We start from the raw sequence: 16,790 nt of genomic DNA, 5'->3' as shown, positions 1-16,790 counted from the left end.
AGTGGCAACCATTTCGGCGGCCACGGTTACTTCGGGCAGCTAAACGTGCACGGATGCGCTGTCGGTAGGTTCCGAGGACTCGGAGGACTCTGCGGATGCAACCTTTGCGCCTTTGATGCGGTGGCCTTTGGCGTCGAAGCCGGGCTGCTGCGGGCGGATGAACAAGGTAAGCACGAAGGCGAGCACGTATAGGCCGGCGTATGTCCAGCACACACCTTCATAGCCCACAATTGGCAGCAAAATGGTGGCGATGCCAGGGCCGGCGAACGTGGTCAGACCGGCGGCGAGGTTGTATGCGGACAGCGCCGCGCCCTGCTTGCCGCCCGCGTACAGGGTCATGATGGTGGGCAGCGACGAGAACGCGCAGGTGCCGATGCCGACGATGACCGAAGCGACGATCATCATAATGGCATTCGCGCCGAACCACTGCGGAATGTAGTAGAACGCCACCGAGCCGACCGCGAGCACCGCGCAGCCGAACCAGCGCATCGGCCATACCCAGCCGAAGCGGTCCATGAACCAGCCCCAGAACGTGTTGAAAATCAGCGTGATCACGAACACGAAGCCCCAGATACGCATCCATTCCTCGGTTTTGAAGATGTTGATGCCGCCATTGTGGGTGGTGCACAGGTACAACGGCATGATGACCGGGAACCCGTAGAGCAGCAGGTTATTGATGATGCGGATGATCGCGCAGATGAGCACCTTGCGATTGGTGACCAGGATGGTGGCACCCTCGGCCAGCTCGGCGAGCTGTTCCTTGCGGCTCAGTCCTTGCGATTTGACGATTTTGTTCTTTGGTACGAAGAAGAAGCACATGACGGTGCCGACGATGGAGAACGGCAGTGCGAACCAGAAGGTCTTGTATTCGCCGAACACCGGCATGATGAAGCTCGGCAGGTAAGCGCCAAACACGCCAATGCCCAGAGAGAAGCAGGTCCAGAAGAAGCCGGTGGCGGAGGCCAGGCGGGCGGGGCTGATGTATTGCGCCATCAGGACCACGAAGCTGTAGATGAACAGCGGGTAGCCGATGCCGCGCAAGGCGTACAGGCCCAGAATCAGCGAATACAGACCACTCGGGATGGCGACCCCGAGAAACAGCAGGTGGATGCCGATCCACCAGCAGGCACCGAACATCATGATGCGGCGGGCACCGAACATTTCGGCGAGCACGCCGGCGCACCAGCCGCCGAGGGCCGCGAACAGGCCGTACACAGTGACCAGCAGGGAGGCCTGCGAGGACGAGAAGCCTTGGTCGACCATGAATTTGGAGAGGAAGGTGAGCTCGAATCCATCGCCCGTCATGAAGATGGCAACGGCGAGGAAGCCAAGCAGCAACACACGGGGAATACCGAATTTTTCAAAAAAGCGAATCATGGGTTGACTCCATTAACATCGTTGTCAGTAGAGGTGGTGCAGGGAAAAATGCGGCCGCCGGAAGAAAAAGGGAAAGCCGGCGGCCAAGCTATATTGGCGGCGAAAACCGTGAGACGAAACCTCTTCCTTCCGCTGGCGGGAGGTGGTGCGCAGCACCGGAGGGTGGTAATACACGCCGCCGGATGCCTCCCCTCAGTCGGCTCCGCCGCCAGCTCCCCTCAGGGAGAGGAGCCGGCAAAGTGCCGAAACTACTCGCCGACCTTGACGACGGCCTTGGAGACGCCCTGGATCTTGCCGTCGAGGAAGTCCTGGACTTCTTCGAGTCCCAGTTCGTGGCTGATGAGCGGTGCGACGTTCATCTTGCCGGATTCGAGCAGGCTGATGGCGTCTTTGAAGGTGAGCGGGTTGATGAAGGAGCCCTGAATGGTCAGCTGCTTCTTATAGATATCGTAGGTGTTCATCTCGAAGTGCGCCTCCTGCGGGCCCACGCCGAACATGAGCACCTGCGCGCCCTTCTTGGCGGCGGCCACGGCCTGCGCCTGGGTGGCCGGCAAACCCACGGCCTCGATGATCACGTCATAGGATTCGGCAGGAATGGCCTCGCGCGTGGTGTTGTAGACGTTCGTGACGCCGAACAGCTCCTGGTTGCGCTTGAGCTTCTCATCGAAGATGCCGGCCAGGTCCACCTGATGCACGCCGTAGGCCTGCACGATCTGGGCGAAGAGCTGGCCCATGAAGCCGTCTCCGATGACCAGCGCTTTCTGGTAGGGGCGCAGCTTCAGCAGGTCCACGCCGTGCACGGCGCAGGAGATAGGTTCGATGGCGGCGGCGTCCTTCAGCGAGACGTTGTCCGGCAGTTTGTAGACTACGGTGGCCGGTGCGGTGAACTGTTCGGCCAGACCGCCGTCACGCGTGACGCCCACGGCGGAAAGATGGTCGCACAGTTCGGGGCGCTGGGTCAGGCAGTACTCGCACTGACCGCAGTAGATGTTCGGATCGACGGCCACGCGGTCGCCCACCTTGACACCAGTGACCTCGGAACCGATGGCGGCCACGACGCCGGAGTTCTCATGGCCGAGCACGATCGGCGGCACGGCTGCGGCCGAACCGGGGCGGCCGGCGTACAGGTCGTGATCGGTGCCACACACGCCGGCGTAGGCGGTGTTGATCAGTACTTCGTTGGGCTGGATTTCAGGAGTGGGCAGGTCCTGGATTTCGAATTCCTTGACGCCGGTGAGCACAAGAGCCTTCATGATGGGTCCTTTCTACGGTGAAAGCGCGCCACTGCGATGAGCAAGGTTGGGCCGGGTGACCGGGTGGCTGGGTAACCAGGTGACCGGCCGGCAGGCCTATCTGCATGGCGATTGGTCGCGTATTGGTTTCGTTCATCTCGCTGTCTTTGCGAGGTGTTGATGAACAGCATAACTTCTTTATCTCAGTTTTGCAAATTATTTTTATAAAACTACTTTCATTCGGCGTGTTGCCTTGGAAATCAAGGGCTTCCACCAAAAGTAACAACACGTCTACAATGGAGTTATGAGAAATCCACCGTTGCATCGTTACGCCACTCGCCCAGGGCTGTACTTCACTGACGACGGTGGTGCTGACGTCGTTGTTCGTTCCGAAACCGCCGATCAGGTTTGGTTGTGCGTGCTGGAGCCCATTGATGAGCCCAGCGCTTTCTTCCAAGACGCCATCCGTCTGTTCGAGGACCCGAATATCTCCTTTATCCAGCAGATTCATGAGTTCCCGGTGTGCACGCGCATCATCGAACATTTGTATCTGCGCGAGACCCTGTTTCGCATGACCGGGCCGAACTACGGCCTGTGGTACGTGCACCTGCCCAAAGCATGGGACGGCATGCGCTATGGCTACCGCGTGGACGGCGCATGGGACCCGAAACATGGCGTGCGCTTCAATCCATACAAATTCCTGCTTGACCCGTATGGCAAGGGCATCGACGGCTCCATGGAGCTCACCCCCGCCGCCTTCTCCTATGAATGCGATGTCGTGGACCGCAAGGTAATCGGCTCGGCATACGGTGCCATGAGCACCGTAGACTCGCTCGGCCATATGCCGGTGTCCGTGGCCATCGACGATCGCGATACCCATAAGCATGAGGGCGACCCGCAGCACCCGCATGTGCCGTGGCGCAAAACCGTCATCTATGAGATGCACGTCAAAGGCTTCACCGCCAACGCACCGTGGCTGCCCGAATCATTGCGCGGCACGTACGCCGGACTCGCACACCCCACCACGCTCGCCTATCTGCAGGGTCTAGGCATCACATCCATCGAACTGCTGCCGATTATGGCCAAGCAGGACGAGCTCTTCCTGCAAGAACACGGCCGCAAGAACTACTGGGGCTACTCCACCCTCAGCTACTTCGCCCCCGAACCCTCCTACGCCACTAAAGCCGCCCAGGAGAAGGGCGCGGCCGCCGTGCGCCAAGAAGTCATAGACATGGTGCGCGCACTGCACGAGGCCGGCTTCGAAGTCATCATGGACGTGGTCTACAACCACACATGCGAAGGCGGCGTCGAAGGCCCGACGGTCTGCTGGCGCGGCCTCGACGACCTGGCCTACTATCGCCATCAAAAATCCAATACCGGTCGACTCGAAGACACCACCGGCTGCGGCAATACGCTGGACTTCACCAACACGCATGTGGTCACCTTTGCCATCGACTCATTACGATACTGGGCCAAGCGTATCGGCATAGACGGTTTCCGCTTCGACCTTGGCGTCACGCTGGCCCGCCTGGAAGGCGAATTCACCCATCATCACCCGTTCCTCTACGCCCTGCGTTCCGATCTGCTGCTGGGCAACCTGAAGCTCATTATGGAGCCGTGGGATCTGGGCAACCTCGGCTGGCGCACCGGCCAATTCTCCGTGCCGTTCGCCGAATGGAATGACCGCTTCCGCGACACGGCCCGCACCTTCTGGCTTGAGGATGTGGACGGCGGCTCCGATTTCGGGCGTATCAGTTTGCAGGAGATGTCCACGCGACTCTGCGGCTCGGCCGATCTGTTCGCCACCGAACCAGGGCGTGGCGCTCCGGCCTCCATCAATTTCGTGTCCTGCCACGACGGTTTCACGCTGACGGACCTCACCAGATACCGCTCCAAGCACAATGAAGCCAACGGCGAAAACAATACTGATGGCTCGTCGGTGAACCATTCCGCCAATTTCGGCGTCGAAGGCGTCACCGATGATCCAGACGTCATTGCGGCACGCGAACAGGCGGCCATGAACATGATCGGCATGCTGCTGCTCTCGCTGGGTACGCCGATGATGCTCGCCGGCGACGAATTCCGCAACACGCAGGACGGCAACAACAACGCCTACTGCCAAGACAACGACATCACGTGGCTGAAGTGGGATTGGATGTATTCCACCAACAAGACGCGCGAAATGCGCCGCTTGGAAACCGTGTCTCGACTGGTGGCGCTACGTAAATCACTGGACCTGTATCACCACGAGGACTTCTTCACCCGACTGACCCAGCTCGGCCTACTCAAGCCCTCAAGCCGCGTGCAGTGGTTCCTGCCCGACGGCACCACGCCGATGGAGCGTGACTGGTTCGATCTGGGCGTACGTAGCTTCACCATGCGATTGCTGTCCAACAGTGAGGTGGACGTGTGCATTGTGGTCAACGGCACCGCTGACGACCGCACATTCCGCCTGCCGCCAGACACCCACTGGACGCCTAAATGGTGCTCGGCCGAAATCAACGGCCGCCGAGCCGGGCATGGCACTCAGGTCGAGGAATGCGATTTGAACGGTGACACCACCGTCTGGACGCAGCATGTACCGGACGCCAGCGAGACAGTACTCAAGATGGTCGAAGAAGTGGCCATGCAGCGTACGGAATCCTCGACTGAGAATGAAGCGGATACCATCAAATTCGCGATGCCAGTAACAGATCACGCCGCAAACGGCACCTCGTCCGCGCCTCGGGATGAGGTATCAGCTGATATGCCCGATGCCCCTGTGGATGATACACCGGACACTCCCGTCGACGACAATGTCTGGACCATGCCGGCGCTGAGCATCACGCTGATGAAGCAGGTGTGAGTCACACTCAAGACAGCGCGACACAAACACAAAGGCTCTCCGCGGAATTCCGCGGAGAGCCTTTGTATGCTCGGTACAGGACAAGCGAAATTAACGCTTGGAGAACTGCGGGGCGCGACGTGCCTTGTGCAGACCAGCCTTCTTGCGCTCCACGACGCGAGCGTCGCGGGTCAGGAAGCCAGCCTTCTTCAGGGCGGCGCGGTTGGCATCACGATCGATGGCGTTCAGAGCGCGGGCAACGCCGAGGCGGATGGCGCCGGCCTGGCCGGTGGTGCCGCCGCCGTCAACGAGGACGATAGCGTCGAACTTGCCTTCGAGCTTGAGCAGAACGATCGGGGAGTTGACCTCACGCTGCAGCAGCTTGGAGGGGAAGTACTCCTCCAGAGTGCGGCCGTTGATGGTCCACTTGCCGTCACCCGGAACCAGACGGACACGGGCGACAGCCTCCTTGCGGCGACCGGTGCCGTAGCCCGGCTCAATCGCGGAGGTGCCGGTGCCAGCGCCAGCGTTGGTCTCGGTGGTGTAGTTGGTGAGCTCCTCTTCGGTCTCGACAACCTGGGAGTCGTTGGTGTTTTCAGCCATGATTCTTATCTCCTCTCAGGTTTCACTTGGCCTGCTGCGAGACCTGGGCGATCTCGAAGACCTGGGGCTTCTGCGGGGTGTGCGGGTGCTCGGCGCCACGGAAGATACGCAGGCGGTCGAGCTGCACCTTGGCCAGACGATTCTTCGGCAGCATGCCCTTGACAGCGTTCTTGATGATGCGCTCGGGGTTCTTCTCGAGCAGCTCGGCGTAGGAGTCACGACGCAGACCACCAGGACGGCCGGAGTGCGAGTAGAGTTCCTTGCCCATCTTGTTGCCAGTCAGAGCAATCTTGTCGGCATTGATGATGATCACGTGGTTGCCGGAATCGGCGTGCGGAGCGTAGGTCGGCTTGTTCTTGCCGCGCAGCAGGATTGCAGCCTGGGTGGCGAGACGGCCGAGCACCACGTCGGTGGCGTCGATGACGTACCAGTCATGAGTCAGATCAGCTGGCTTCGGAGTGAAAGTTTTCACTGGATTACCTTTTCTATATTGTGTTCCGGGTCTCAGCTGCTTGGTGTGGCTTGGTCAGGGCCGCATCCAAGAGGCGTCGAACCTCATTATCCGTGGGCTCCCTGAAAGTCCTCGATGGCGAGTGGGATAGCGCTTTGAAGGACCCCTTAGGGAAACACAACAATCCACTAGTATATCGCCGGGCTTGACATAGGGCAACTGGGGACACTCCATTGGGTTTATGGCTTCTCTTCCCCTATTTATGGTTTCTCTCCCACCCACTTCGGCTAACCGACTCACCTACGGTGAGGCAATTCCCTGCCTTCTCTCAGCTATCGCTTCTTTCAGGCCTCGTCTACGGACAGTCCACTGGACTGTCCGCTTAACGACTCGGCTCGTCAGAGGGAGGTAAAGCGGGTCAGGAATTGAAGATTTGGGCGAAGCGTTGGGCACCGGGGGTGTCGAAGAGGGTTTCGAGCGGTACCACGTTGCCCTTGGCGTCGGCCAGTGGGATGCGCCAGTTCGGGTATTCGTTGTTGGTGCCCGGCTGGTTCTGCGCACGCTTCTCCCCCACCGCGTCGGTGATCGAGGCGGCGAGCAGCTTGCACGGCGAACCCTTCAGTGCGCGGTACAGCGCGTCGACGATATCCGCCTCGTGATCCTCACGATGTTCGGCAAAGTCGGCATCAAGATAACCCTGCTCGACCAGCATGGCCAGCATCGCATCCTGCTCGGCCTTGGCGGAGGCTTCGAATTCCTCGGCCGGGCCGGTCAGCAAGCCCAGACGCTCACGAATCTTGACGTGCTCGTATTCCAGGTAACCGGCGGCCGGCGGCAAATCGTGCGTATTCACGGAGGCCAATGCATACGGACGCCACTGGGAGGGGGCGCGGAACACGCCGTCGCACTGCTCGAACCATTCAACGGCGCAACCGAGAATACCGTGGCTCGACAGGGAATCGGCCACATGGTCCGGCACCACGCCGAGGTCCTCACCTACGACCACGCCGCCGGCACGAGAGGCCTCGATGGCCAGAACGCCCAGCATGATGTCTGAGTCGTAGTACACGTAAGCGCCATCCATAGCCGAACGGTTCTCGGGAATCCACCACAGGCGGAACAGACCAAGGATGTGATCGATGCGCACCGCACCGGCACGGGCGAACATGCCATGCACCATATTGCGGTAGGCCTCGTAGCCGGTGGTCTCCAGATTGATCGGGCTCAGCGGCGGCTGGCTCCAGTTCTGGCCTTGCTGGTTGAACATGTCCGGCGGTGCGCCGACCGTGGCTCCCTTGGCGAAGCGCTCGGGATTCCACCACACGTCAGCGCCGGAGGGGTGCACGCCGACGGCCATATCGGACATGATGCCGATATGCATGCCGGCGTCCTTGGCTGCCTGTTGGGCGGAGGACAGCTGCTCGGCGGCAATCCATTCCAGCCAGCGGTAGAAGTCCAAAGTGTCCGGGTACTGCTTGCGCAGATTGGCGATTTCCGGGGAGTTGCGATTGAACTTGCGCTCCCAGTTGCCCTCCTCGCCGTTGGGCGCCCCCCACTTGTCGTAGCACAGGCACCACGTGGCATACGCCTCCAAGTCGGAACCACAGTCCGCCTTGAATTGGTCGAATACGCTTTGGCGTTCGGCGGTACGGCCGGCCTTGAAGATAATCCACAGGGCGTGCATCTTGCTGCGCCACATGGCGTCACGGTCGATGAGCTGGGAATCACCGTTCAGCGGTTCGGTGTCGGCATGCAGTCCGTCGACGGCATTCTTGTCGCCCTCGCTGAGCGTGGCATATTCGGCGATCGCCTCAGGACGGATGTACGTGAAGTTGATCAGGCGACGGCTTACCGGCAGATACGGCGACGGGGTGAGCGGGGACACCGGCTCGGCGGCATGCACCGGATTGATGAGCACGAAGTCGGCACCAGTCTTCTGCTTGGCGTCCACCAGCATGGTCTTCAGATCCTCGTAATCGCCCACGCCCCAGGAGTTGGAGGAGCGAATCGAGTACAGCTGGGCCATCCAGCCCCACAGACTGCCGCCCTTCATCGGGTCAAGCAGATCGACGCGATCAGGTGCACTGATCAAAGTGGCGTCTTGCACACGGTCGGCGACCTTGACGTGCAGCGTATGGTAACCAATCGGCAGATCGGCGGGAATGACCACAGCCGCATTCGAAATGAACGTACCATCCAAGTCGTAGGCCTGGGATCCATCTCCAGGACCAACTTCAATGGTGCCTTGATATGGCTCGCCATTCTCCAGCGTGATGCTCGCCGAAGGCACGTCCAGAATACCGGTGTTCACCAGCACCCGGTCCTCGCTACCGGCGATATGCAGCACGGTGGGTGCCACCAATCGGGCGTAACGCTCGTTCAGAATGCGTCGGATGGCGATGAGTTGGGCGCTCTCGCTGGAGGCGTCGATGCCCAGCGCTGCCAGCACCTCGATCAGGACGTCATCGTCTATCTCGTGGTAGTCATGGCTCATGCCCAAATAACTCGTGCCGACACCGACCAACTTGGCCAGTCGAATCAACGGACGGGCCAGACGCTCTTCACTCTCGGTAATCTCACTCATAGCCCCAGTCTAACGCCGTTTGATTGCGCCACACCGTAAGAAAAATGCCATGATTCCGCCAAATTATGTACTTTTTACCCTCACATAGTGAGATGTGAGCGCTCACAATGGTGGACAGGGGGTGATTGCCGGCCAAATTTGCGCGGCAAAACACAGCAATAGTGTGCTTAGCGGCGGCTTTCCACGGCGTGCCGCACCTCGGCCGAGGGGTCGTTGGCCAATTTGGCAAGCATCGCTTCGGACGTATTGGGGTTCAGTGCCACGGCACGGCGGACCATCGAGGAAAGCACTGCCGGTGCTCCCTCTTCGGATTCGGTGCCAAGTACGCCCAAGAAATCCAATGTCTCCGCATCCGCAGTGGGGTCCTGCGCACCCTCAAGCCGCATCTTCCAGCTGGTGCGCTTGTTTTTCAACGCCGTATCCCGGACCGCAGGTACCGGATCCTTGGTCAGGCGGCCGACCAGCCAATTCTTGTCATCCCCGTTGGCGGCCACGGCTTGGCGCACGGACGGTTCGGGGTCTTCGGAGAGTTTGACCAATACGTTCGGGAACGGCATGGTGTCGGCGAGGAACACGCGATCGGCCACCGGGGTGTGCGGGTTGCCGGCCACAGCCTCCAAAAGTGCGGTGGCGCGGGAGAACGCCGCCTGATCGGCACGGTCAGGCAACGGCCGACGGGCGAATTCGGACAGTTCGGCCGGGTCGGTGGAATGACGCAGACGTTCGTATGTAGCGGTCAGCGGTTCGAAATCCACCGGAGCGGCGGACTCGGCTGCGGCCTGCGCGCCTTGGTCCCGCTGCTGGGCGCCCGTGTCGATTGCAGCCTCAGTTGCGGCCTCGGTGGGCTGGGTCCGCTGGGTGGTGGTGTTCTCGTCGGTCATGATGCCCAGCTTAGTCATACAGGCGTCACGCGAACGGAATCGGAATGTTGACCACGTCAATCGGGTCCGGTACCACCGCGGCATTGAACGCTTCCCGCACACGCTCCTCGAATCGCACGCAATCATCTTGCGGCACCACCGCGGTCAGTTCGACGTTCACCGCATACGATTCATCCTCCTGGTTGCCACCGAGCTGCGCCAGGATCTGCTGGAATCGTGCCAGCTGCGGGTATTCGAGACGGACCCGGTATCGCTTGGCGGTCATGATGCGGGCGGCGCGGGCGGCTTTCATCGCCAATGATGCGGCGGATGAGTACGCGCGGACCAGCCCACCGGAGCCCAGCAGAATACCACCGAAATATCTGGTGACGGCAACCACGCAATCGGTGGTGCCCGACTGCTTGAGTACGTCGAGAATCGGCTTGCCGGCGGTACCGGACGGCTCGCCGTCATCGCTCATGCGTTCGGACAGTCGCCCATCCGCGCCTCCGCACACGGCGGCATACGCCACGTGTCGGGCTTTCGGATGCTGCTCACGGATCGCAGCCACGAACGCGAGCGCCTCGTCGAGCGTATCGACATGGGCGGCGTCGCCGATAAATTCGGACTTTTTTTCGACGAGCGAATCGTGGGCAGGATCGTCGGGCGTGTTGAGAATCGTCTGCATGAGCGTGTTCCGGTGGTCGACTGGCTGGGTGTTCGATTGAGCGCGAGGCTAGGCAGGGCTATCAGCGTTCGGAGACGACGACGTTATAGTCTTCGCCGGCGAAGTAGGCGGTCAGGCAGGCGATCATCTGGCGGGTGAGCTCCTTGAACGCGCCGTCGGCACGCCAGCCGACGTGCGGGGTCAGGACGATGCCGGGCACATGGCAGATGGCGTCGTCGGCGGTCAGCGGCTCATGGTCGAACACGTCGAGTGCGGCGGGAACATCGCCCTTTTGCAGTCGGGCAAGCAGCGCACCGGATTCGATGACTTCGGAGCGGGCGGTGTTGATGAACAGGGTGCCGGGCTTCACATGCGCAAGGTTCTCGGCGGTGACGATGCCGCGCGTGGCGTTGTTCAGCGGCAGATGGACGGAGATGACGTCGCTGGTTTCGATGAGCTTGTTGAGATCGTCGACCGGAGTGGCACCGGAGCGTTCGAAATGCTCGGGCGGCACATGCGAATTCCATGCGGCGACCTCCATGCCGAGGGCGCGGGCGATGCCGGCCACGGTGGAGCCGATGCCGCCCAGTCCGATGATGCCCATGCGACGGCCGGCGAGTTGCAGTCCATCGCCGCTGGCCCACGCCCAGTTGCCGGCCTTGACGTCCTTATCGAGTTGGCCAACGCGGCGGATGAGCTCGAACAGAAGGGCGAAGGTGTGCTCGGCCACGGCGTGATCGCCATAATGTTCGGCGTTGCAGACGCGGATCTTCAGCTCGCGCGCCTTATCGAGATTGAGGTAGCTGGCGACGCCGGTACCGCAGAACACGATGCACTTGACGTGCCCCTGCCCGCTGATGGTGCGCAGCAGATCGTCCGAAATGTGGTAGCCGCCCACCAGCAGGGCGTCGGCATCCTTCAGACGCTCGGCTATGGTCGCCTCGTCGGACGTGAATTCCTCGAACATACGCACGCGGGCAACGTCGTGGAGCGCGGGGAACTGGGCCTTGATGGGCTCGATCATCGAGTCAAGCACGGACGGCATCACGACGAGGGGCAGATCGGTGCGTTCGCTTTGGGTTTCGTAAATCTCGGTCATGGGCTCCACATTAGGAGGCCGGCGGGAAAAGCGTCACCTTGCGGCTTCCCCTCCTTGAGACCAAGCCGAGCAACTATTGCTTTGCCGCCTGCTCCTGCGTGATGTTCCATTCCTTGACGACGTTCTGGTCCGCGCCCATCGAATAGATGACATCCCAGATGCGTTGGCGTATCTGAGCGTCGTAGGCTTCGTCCCAACATGTGCCTATGGGATGGTCGCTGGATATCGGGCACCATTGGTAGTTGCCTTGATGCACGTTGGCGGTGGGCACCCAATCGATGCGGTTGACGCGCCACGACCCCTTGACGCCCTTCTTGCCGGCGAACTGGATGCGTGCGGTCACACCCTGATTGTTGACCAAGGTTTCCGGCGTGTTCGCCGACTCGGTGACGGCGTTGCCCAGACCGTAGATAATCCACGTGCCGTTATAGTTCTCGATGGGCTGCGCACAATGGCAACCGGCACCGTAAATAACGTCGAAGGCACCAGTGTCGGCAAGCTCATGGGCTTCCGAAATCTGCCAGGAATCGGCGTAATCAAGGTATTCCTGCACCGAGTGCATGGCGATGGCCACCACATCGGCACCTTGCTCGCGGGCCTTGTTGGCCTTGTCTACCGCGCGCTGGATGTCGCTGTCGTGATTCGGGTCGCCGTCTTCGCGCAGACGATCCACCTGCCAGTCCTCGTCGGCGGTCATGCCGTTGAGGGAGACCGTGCCGGTGACCAGACCCAGCTTGCCGCCGCCGGTCGGGGAATCGATGACCAACGGTTTGGTGGAGTCGGCTTCGGTTTTGTACGAGCCGGTCTGGGCGATGCCATTGGCCTCAAGCGTGTCCCACAGACGGGCGATGCCATCCGCCCCCTGATCCCAGGAATGGTTGGTGGCGTGTGTGCAGGCGTTGTATCCCACGTTGCGGGCGGCATCCGCCACTTCCGGCGGAATGTTGAAGATCGGGTACGCGGCATATGGGCCGCCGCGCTGGGCGATCGGGGTTTCGAATTCGCACACGGCGATGTCCGAAGCCTGAATGTACTGCTTCATCGGCGCGAACAGCGGGTCGAAGTTGAAGGCGGTGCCATCCGTGGCGTTGGGGTTCGGGCCTTGGAAATGGCTCCACAATCCCTCATGGAACAACAAATCGCCGTTGACCAGCATGGCGATGCAGTCCGTATCCGGGCAATCCGGTGAATTGCCGTGATGTTCGGTCACCGGTTTGGGCGTGTTCTTCGCTTTATTCAACGCGACGTCCGACACTCCGGCGTGTGCGGGGCCATTGCCGTCCGTGCGATGGGTTGCGAACCATGCGCCGATGCCCAGCGCAACGGCGAGCACGATCACGAACACGATAATCAGCGCCGCACGGTTGGTTCGTGTCGAGTTGGAGCGATGTTGCCCCTGCCCAGCGATATGGCTCATCTTTGCCCGCCCTTCGGAACTCTTCTTCTCTCTCTAGGGTACCGCCCATCTCGGTCAAGTACTGCGGGGAGGGAGGCGATGAGCAAGCGATTGGACAAGCAATATATAAACCGGTTAATCTTCAATCACCATTCACGAACACCACGCAAAAGTCTCACTTAGTGGACATTTTTCTTTCGTCGCTCGGACTTTTCCCGACGTGCCGCACTCGTTCGCCCACTAAAATGGCGGTTTGGAGGCGGGCGGACAATGGCGTACCTCCGACTCCGCTTACCACAAGCGGAGACCGCCCGTCCTCGGTTATTTCAGGAGTTACTTAACCCGGAGTTTCCGGAAAACAAAAAAGTTCCGAGCTTTCACCCGGAACCTTAATCGGCGGAGTCAGAGGGATTCGAACCCTCGAGCCGTTTACACGACTAACACCTTAGCAGGGTGCCCCTATCGGCCACTCAGGCATGACTCCACGTTACGCAATAATGCGCAACAGCAAATTACTGTACCACGTCCTGCGGATACGGCGTGCCGAACGACACATTATTGAACGTCCGCGGGTGCGGCGTCGCCGGAGAACGTAACGATAACCGCGCAAATCACCAACGCCACACCGACGATTTCACCAACGCTGGGAATCTCGCCGAACGCCAGTCCCACGGCCACCGCCATGGCGGGATTGATGGATTGCATTACCGAAAATGCGCCGGATGTGGTGCGTCGCAGCGTGATCTGCTCCACCACATAGGGAATGAACGAGGCCATCAGGGAAATCACAAACAGCAGAGCCAGCAGCTTCAGCGAGCCGCCGGGCTCAAGCGCCCACGTGGCATCGGCCTTGGGGTGAACCACATGAGCCACAGCCGGCACGCCAAGGAACAGGGACTGGACCAGCCAGCCGATGGTCACGGCGATGCACAGATTATCCAGCGAATTGCCGCCAGCCGCCACGCGCCGGCCGGTGATGATATACATGCCCCACATCGACCCGCCGATCAAAATCGCAATCAGACCATACAAAAACGTGCCATTGCCGGACGGATTGGCCAATGATATGCCAGCTAACAGCACCACACCGACCGCCGCGATACCGATACCGACCCGCTCGCGCCAGCTTTTGCCGGTAATCACCGCCACCGAAAGCGGTCCCAAAAATTCGATAGACACGGCAATGCCCATATCCATATTGCTGATGGCCACATAAAACAGGGTATTCATCAGCACCAGCGAGCAGCCGAGCAGTACGACCAGCCCCCAGCTGCGGGCGTCGCGGTGAAACAGTTGCGCTCGCTTCGCCTTGTTCCAGGGCCTGCGCCACAGCAGCAACAGCACCGCCATAAATCCCACGCGATACCACACCGAGTACAGCGGATCGAGCTGGGTGAACGCAAGTTTGGCGACGGCCGTAGCCAAATAAATCACCAGTGCCTCACCAATCACGATAAGAACCACGGGAACACGGTTGAGGATACCGACCACTGCCTTCTTCATGAGGTTTACGCTACTCGGAGAGCCGGGACAGCGCGCATTGACTTGGAAGGCGTTACGGACAGTGACGCAATGTGGACGATTCCGTGGAATCGCACCCACCATGCGAAACAGCCGCACAGTGCGTAAACCCTTGGAATTCCGGCGATATTCGGCATTATGACAATGAGCGCCGCGTCATGCGCGCCACATAGTGAGCATGACCTCGTTCGGCATTCCTACAATGGTGGCATGAGCACCGCACCGAGACTTGAGGCCGCCAAACGCGATTGGGGCCACGACGAGACCGGATGCACCGTGCTGCATATCGACATGGATGCCTTCTATGCCTCATTGGAGGTGGCGCGCAACCCCGGGCTCAAAGGCAAGCCGGTAATCATCGGCACCGGGCCGCGCGCGGTGGTGTCCGCCGCGAGCTACGAAGCCCGGAAATACGGCATCAATTCGGCGATGCCGGCCGCGCGCGCCCATCAGTTGTGCCCGAACGGCATTTTTCTGCCAGTGGATATGGCGTATTACCGCATAATGTCGCACCGAATCATGCATGAGGTGTTTTTGACCGTCACCGACCGGTTCGAGCAGGTTTCGGTGGACGAGGGCTATATGGATGTGTCCGCCGCACTGCTGGAGTGGGGGCGGCCGAGCGCGATCGGCGCGTGGATTCGCGCTCAGGTGGCCGAGCGCTTCCACGTGACGTGTTCAGTGGGTATCGCCTGTAACAAACTGGTGGCCAAAATGGCCTCGACCAATGCCAAGCCGGACGGCATGCTGCTGATTCCCGCGGCCCGATCGGCCGAATTCGTGCAGATGATGCCATTGCGTGGCATTCCGGGCATCGGGCCGTCTTTGGAGAAGCGGCTTAACGCTTGGGGCGTGCATTCGGTGGCTGAATTGGCTCAGCTGGATGAGGCTGCATTGACTCGTGCCACTGGCTCCCCGGCTGCGGCACGTGGATTATGGGCGGCCTCGCACGGGTTGGATTCCCGCGAAATTACCACGGTACGCGAGGAGAAATCCATTGGGTCCGAGGAAACCTTGGCCGAGGATACACGCGATATGCGCGTGGTGTGTGGGCTACTGCGTTCGGCCTGCGACGAAGTAACCAGCACGCTGCGGCGCAAGGGGCTGGTGGCGCGCACGCTGACGGTGAAGCTGCGGTTCGCCGACCTGAGCTATCAGACCCGGTCTTTTACGATGGAGCGGCCGACCGATACGGCCGGCGTGCTGTACCCGGAATGCGTGCGGCAGCTGAAAGTCATGCTGGGGCTACCGGCCTCGGCGGAGTCTGCCACTCCCCTGCCCAAAACTATTCGCTTGGCCGGTATGAGCACGTCTTCGCTCAGTAAGGCGGCGGCTACGGCCGTGCAGCCTTCACTGGATGACATGCTCGAAGAGGCCGACAATGCCTGCGGCCAGACCTCACAGGCGCGTTTGCATGATGCCGAGGCCGCACTGGACGCTGTGCGCCGCAAATTTGGCAGCAAGGCCGCCCAGTTTGGGGCGTGACGGCCCTGCGGCGTGGCTTCCCGCCAGCCGCGCGGGCTTTCCACGTTGGACATCAACAAACACCGGGCAGGCACCAAGCAGGCACCAGCCTCTTGGCATACGTTTCCCCAGACCAATTTCCCCATCATCTGGAACAACGTACGCCGAGACGAAGCAAACGCACGGCACCTCAGACAAGGACGAAAATAGTCTGGAACAACATACGCTAGCTCACACGCGGACGGCCGCGCCCTCCCAGGGGCCAAGCTCACGGTTGGCGAGGGAGACCACGGCGTGCGAGGCGTCGTAGGTGGAAATCACGATATCCGGTTCGGTCACCCCGTGCTGCACCAGTTCGGCAGCCTCACGTGGCAGGTCAACGGTTCGACTGGACATATTGACTACGACCAACAGCTTCTCAGCGTCGAGCTCACGGGTAAAGGCATAGACGTGCGGATCAGCGGCGTCAATCAGTCGCCAGTCGCCGGCGGCCACGACCGGGCTGTTGTGACGCAGCGCAACGAGTTGCTTGTAGAAGGAGTACACCGAATCCGGATCATCGAATTCACCGGCGGCGTTGATCTCGGCATGATTCGGATTCACGGAAATCCATGGCTCAGTGGCGGCGTCCGGAGCGGTGAAACCGGCGTAGCCGGAACCGTCCCATTGCATCGGAGTACGCGCGTTGTCACGGCTGCGCGCGGCCAGACCG

13 protein-coding genes and 1 tRNA gene are annotated in these 16,790 nt (G+C 60.7%); 2 read left to right on the top strand and 12 right to left on the bottom strand.

What is annotated here, in order from left to right:
• Nucleotides 1-39: 39 nt before the first annotated feature.
• Both AB5287_RS00070 and AB5287_RS00065 read right to left on the bottom strand, forming a co-directional pair.
• The gene (locus tag AB5287_RS00070) at nt 40-1,377 is read right to left on the bottom strand and encodes an MFS transporter (RefSeq protein WP_012472150.1); all 1,338 of its coding nucleotides are present in this window, start codon (nt 1,375-1,377) and stop codon (nt 40-42) included.
• A gap of 248 nt (nt 1,378-1,625) precedes the next feature.
• Nucleotides 1,626-2,630, bottom strand: coding sequence for a zinc-dependent alcohol dehydrogenase family protein (locus AB5287_RS00065; protein WP_012472149.1), 1,005 nt, complete (start codon nt 2,628-2,630; stop codon nt 1,626-1,628).
• Nucleotides 2,631-2,913: 283 nt separating this feature from the next.
• On the opposite strand from AB5287_RS00065, the gene glgX reads away from it, so the two are divergent.
• Nucleotides 2,914-5,454 carry a glycogen debranching protein GlgX gene (gene glgX / locus AB5287_RS00060; RefSeq protein WP_368220302.1) on the top strand — a complete coding sequence of 847 codons (2,541 nt, stop codon included), beginning with the start codon at nt 2,914-2,916 and terminating at the stop codon, nt 5,452-5,454.
• A gap of 90 nt (nt 5,455-5,544) precedes the next feature.
• Here the strand turns inward: glgX and rpsI are convergent, their stop codons facing one another.
• The 9 genes from rpsI to AB5287_RS00015 all read right to left on the bottom strand — a co-directional run bounded on the left by rpsI (nt 5,545) and on the right by AB5287_RS00015 (nt 14,596).
• Nucleotides 5,545-6,036, bottom strand: coding sequence for a 30S ribosomal protein S9 (gene rpsI / locus AB5287_RS00055; RefSeq protein ID WP_003829868.1), 492 nt, complete (start codon nt 6,034-6,036; stop codon nt 5,545-5,547).
• Between the two features lie 22 nt (nt 6,037-6,058).
• Nucleotides 6,059-6,508, bottom strand: a complete 450-nt coding sequence (gene rplM, locus AB5287_RS00050) for a 50S ribosomal protein L13 (RefSeq protein WP_007053026.1) — start codon at nt 6,506-6,508, stop codon at nt 6,059-6,061.
• A gap of 397 nt (nt 6,509-6,905) precedes the next feature.
• Complete coding sequence (malQ, locus tag AB5287_RS00045) at nt 6,906-9,071, bottom strand: 4-alpha-glucanotransferase (protein WP_007053798.1); 2,166 nt, start codon at nt 9,069-9,071, stop codon at nt 6,906-6,908.
• Nucleotides 9,072-9,238: 167 nt separating this feature from the next.
• On the bottom strand, nt 9,239-9,970 hold the full coding sequence (locus tag AB5287_RS00040; protein ID WP_029679970.1) for an AbrB family transcriptional regulator: 732 nt from the start codon (nt 9,968-9,970) through the stop codon (nt 9,239-9,241).
• 7 nt (nt 9,971-9,977) lie between these two features.
• Nucleotides 9,978-10,619 (bottom strand): YigZ family protein, encoded by a 642-nt coding sequence (locus AB5287_RS00035; RefSeq protein ID WP_368220298.1) that lies wholly within the window; start codon nt 10,617-10,619, stop codon nt 9,978-9,980.
• A gap of 61 nt (nt 10,620-10,680) precedes the next feature.
• Nucleotides 10,681-11,697 carry a D-2-hydroxyacid dehydrogenase family protein gene (locus AB5287_RS00030; RefSeq protein ID WP_007053022.1) on the bottom strand — a complete coding sequence of 339 codons (1,017 nt, stop codon included), beginning with the start codon at nt 11,695-11,697 and terminating at the stop codon, nt 10,681-10,683.
• Between the two features lie 73 nt (nt 11,698-11,770).
• Nucleotides 11,771-13,114 (bottom strand): CapA family protein, encoded by a 1,344-nt coding sequence (locus tag AB5287_RS00025; protein WP_007053796.1) that lies wholly within the window; start codon nt 13,112-13,114, stop codon nt 11,771-11,773.
• 376 nt (nt 13,115-13,490) lie between these two features.
• Nucleotides 13,491-13,577, bottom strand: a tRNA-Ser gene (locus tag AB5287_RS00020).
• 71 nt (nt 13,578-13,648) lie between these two features.
• Nucleotides 13,649-14,596, bottom strand: a complete 948-nt coding sequence (locus AB5287_RS00015) for a DMT family transporter (protein ID WP_007053020.1) — start codon at nt 14,594-14,596, stop codon at nt 13,649-13,651.
• Nucleotides 14,597-14,824: 228 nt separating this feature from the next.
• Between AB5287_RS00015 and dinB the strand changes: the two genes are divergently transcribed.
• Nucleotides 14,825-16,099, top strand: coding sequence for a DNA polymerase IV (gene dinB, locus AB5287_RS00010; protein WP_368220293.1), 1,275 nt, complete (start codon nt 14,825-14,827; stop codon nt 16,097-16,099).
• Nucleotides 16,100-16,309: 210 nt separating this feature from the next.
• Here dinB and AB5287_RS00005 read toward each other — a convergent pair.
• Nucleotides 16,310-16,790, bottom strand: a 481-nt coding sequence (locus tag AB5287_RS00005) for a DUF3459 domain-containing protein (protein WP_368220291.1), incomplete at its 5' end; no start/stop codon positions are given.

It is taken from the genome of Bifidobacterium sp. RTP21102st3_E2_RTP21102_210122 (assembly GCF_040916945.1).
GTDB lineage: Bacteria > Actinomycetota > Actinomycetes > Actinomycetales > Bifidobacteriaceae > Bifidobacterium > Bifidobacterium longum.
Note: the sequence above shows the minus strand (reverse complement) of the source record. Positions and strands in the feature narration are given on the sequence as shown.

What these genes read in the sequence shown, in the direction of transcription:
- AB5287_RS00070 (WP_012472150.1), bottom strand. Translation starts at nt 1,377, where the DNA reads ATGATTCGCTTTTTTGAAAAATTCGGTATTCCCCGTGTGTTGCTGCTT.
- AB5287_RS00065 (WP_012472149.1), bottom strand. Translation starts at nt 2,630, where the DNA reads ATGAAGGCTCTTGTGCTCACCGGCGTCAAGGAATTCGAAATCCAGGAC.
- glgX (WP_368220302.1), top strand. Translation starts at nt 2,914, where the DNA reads ATGAGAAATCCACCGTTGCATCGTTACGCCACTCGCCCAGGGCTGTAC.
- rpsI (WP_003829868.1), bottom strand. Translation starts at nt 6,036, where the DNA reads ATGGCTGAAAACACCAACGACTCCCAGGTTGTCGAGACCGAAGAGGAG.
- malQ (WP_007053798.1), bottom strand. Translation starts at nt 9,071, where the DNA reads ATGAGTGAGATTACCGAGAGTGAAGAGCGTCTGGCCCGTCCGTTGATT.
- AB5287_RS00040 (WP_029679970.1), bottom strand. Translation starts at nt 9,970, where the DNA reads ATGACTAAGCTGGGCATCATGACCGACGAGAACACCACCACCCAGCGG.
- AB5287_RS00035 (WP_368220298.1), bottom strand. Translation starts at nt 10,619, where the DNA reads ATGCAGACGATTCTCAACACGCCCGACGATCCTGCCCACGATTCGCTC.
- AB5287_RS00030 (WP_007053022.1), bottom strand. Translation starts at nt 11,697, where the DNA reads ATGACCGAGATTTACGAAACCCAAAGCGAACGCACCGATCTGCCCCTC.
- AB5287_RS00025 (WP_007053796.1), bottom strand. Translation starts at nt 13,114, where the DNA reads ATGAGCCATATCGCTGGGCAGGGGCAACATCGCTCCAACTCGACACGA.
- AB5287_RS00015 (WP_007053020.1), bottom strand. Translation starts at nt 14,596, where the DNA reads ATGAAGAAGGCAGTGGTCGGTATCCTCAACCGTGTTCCCGTGGTTCTT.
- dinB (WP_368220293.1), top strand. Translation starts at nt 14,825, where the DNA reads ATGAGCACCGCACCGAGACTTGAGGCCGCCAAACGCGATTGGGGCCAC.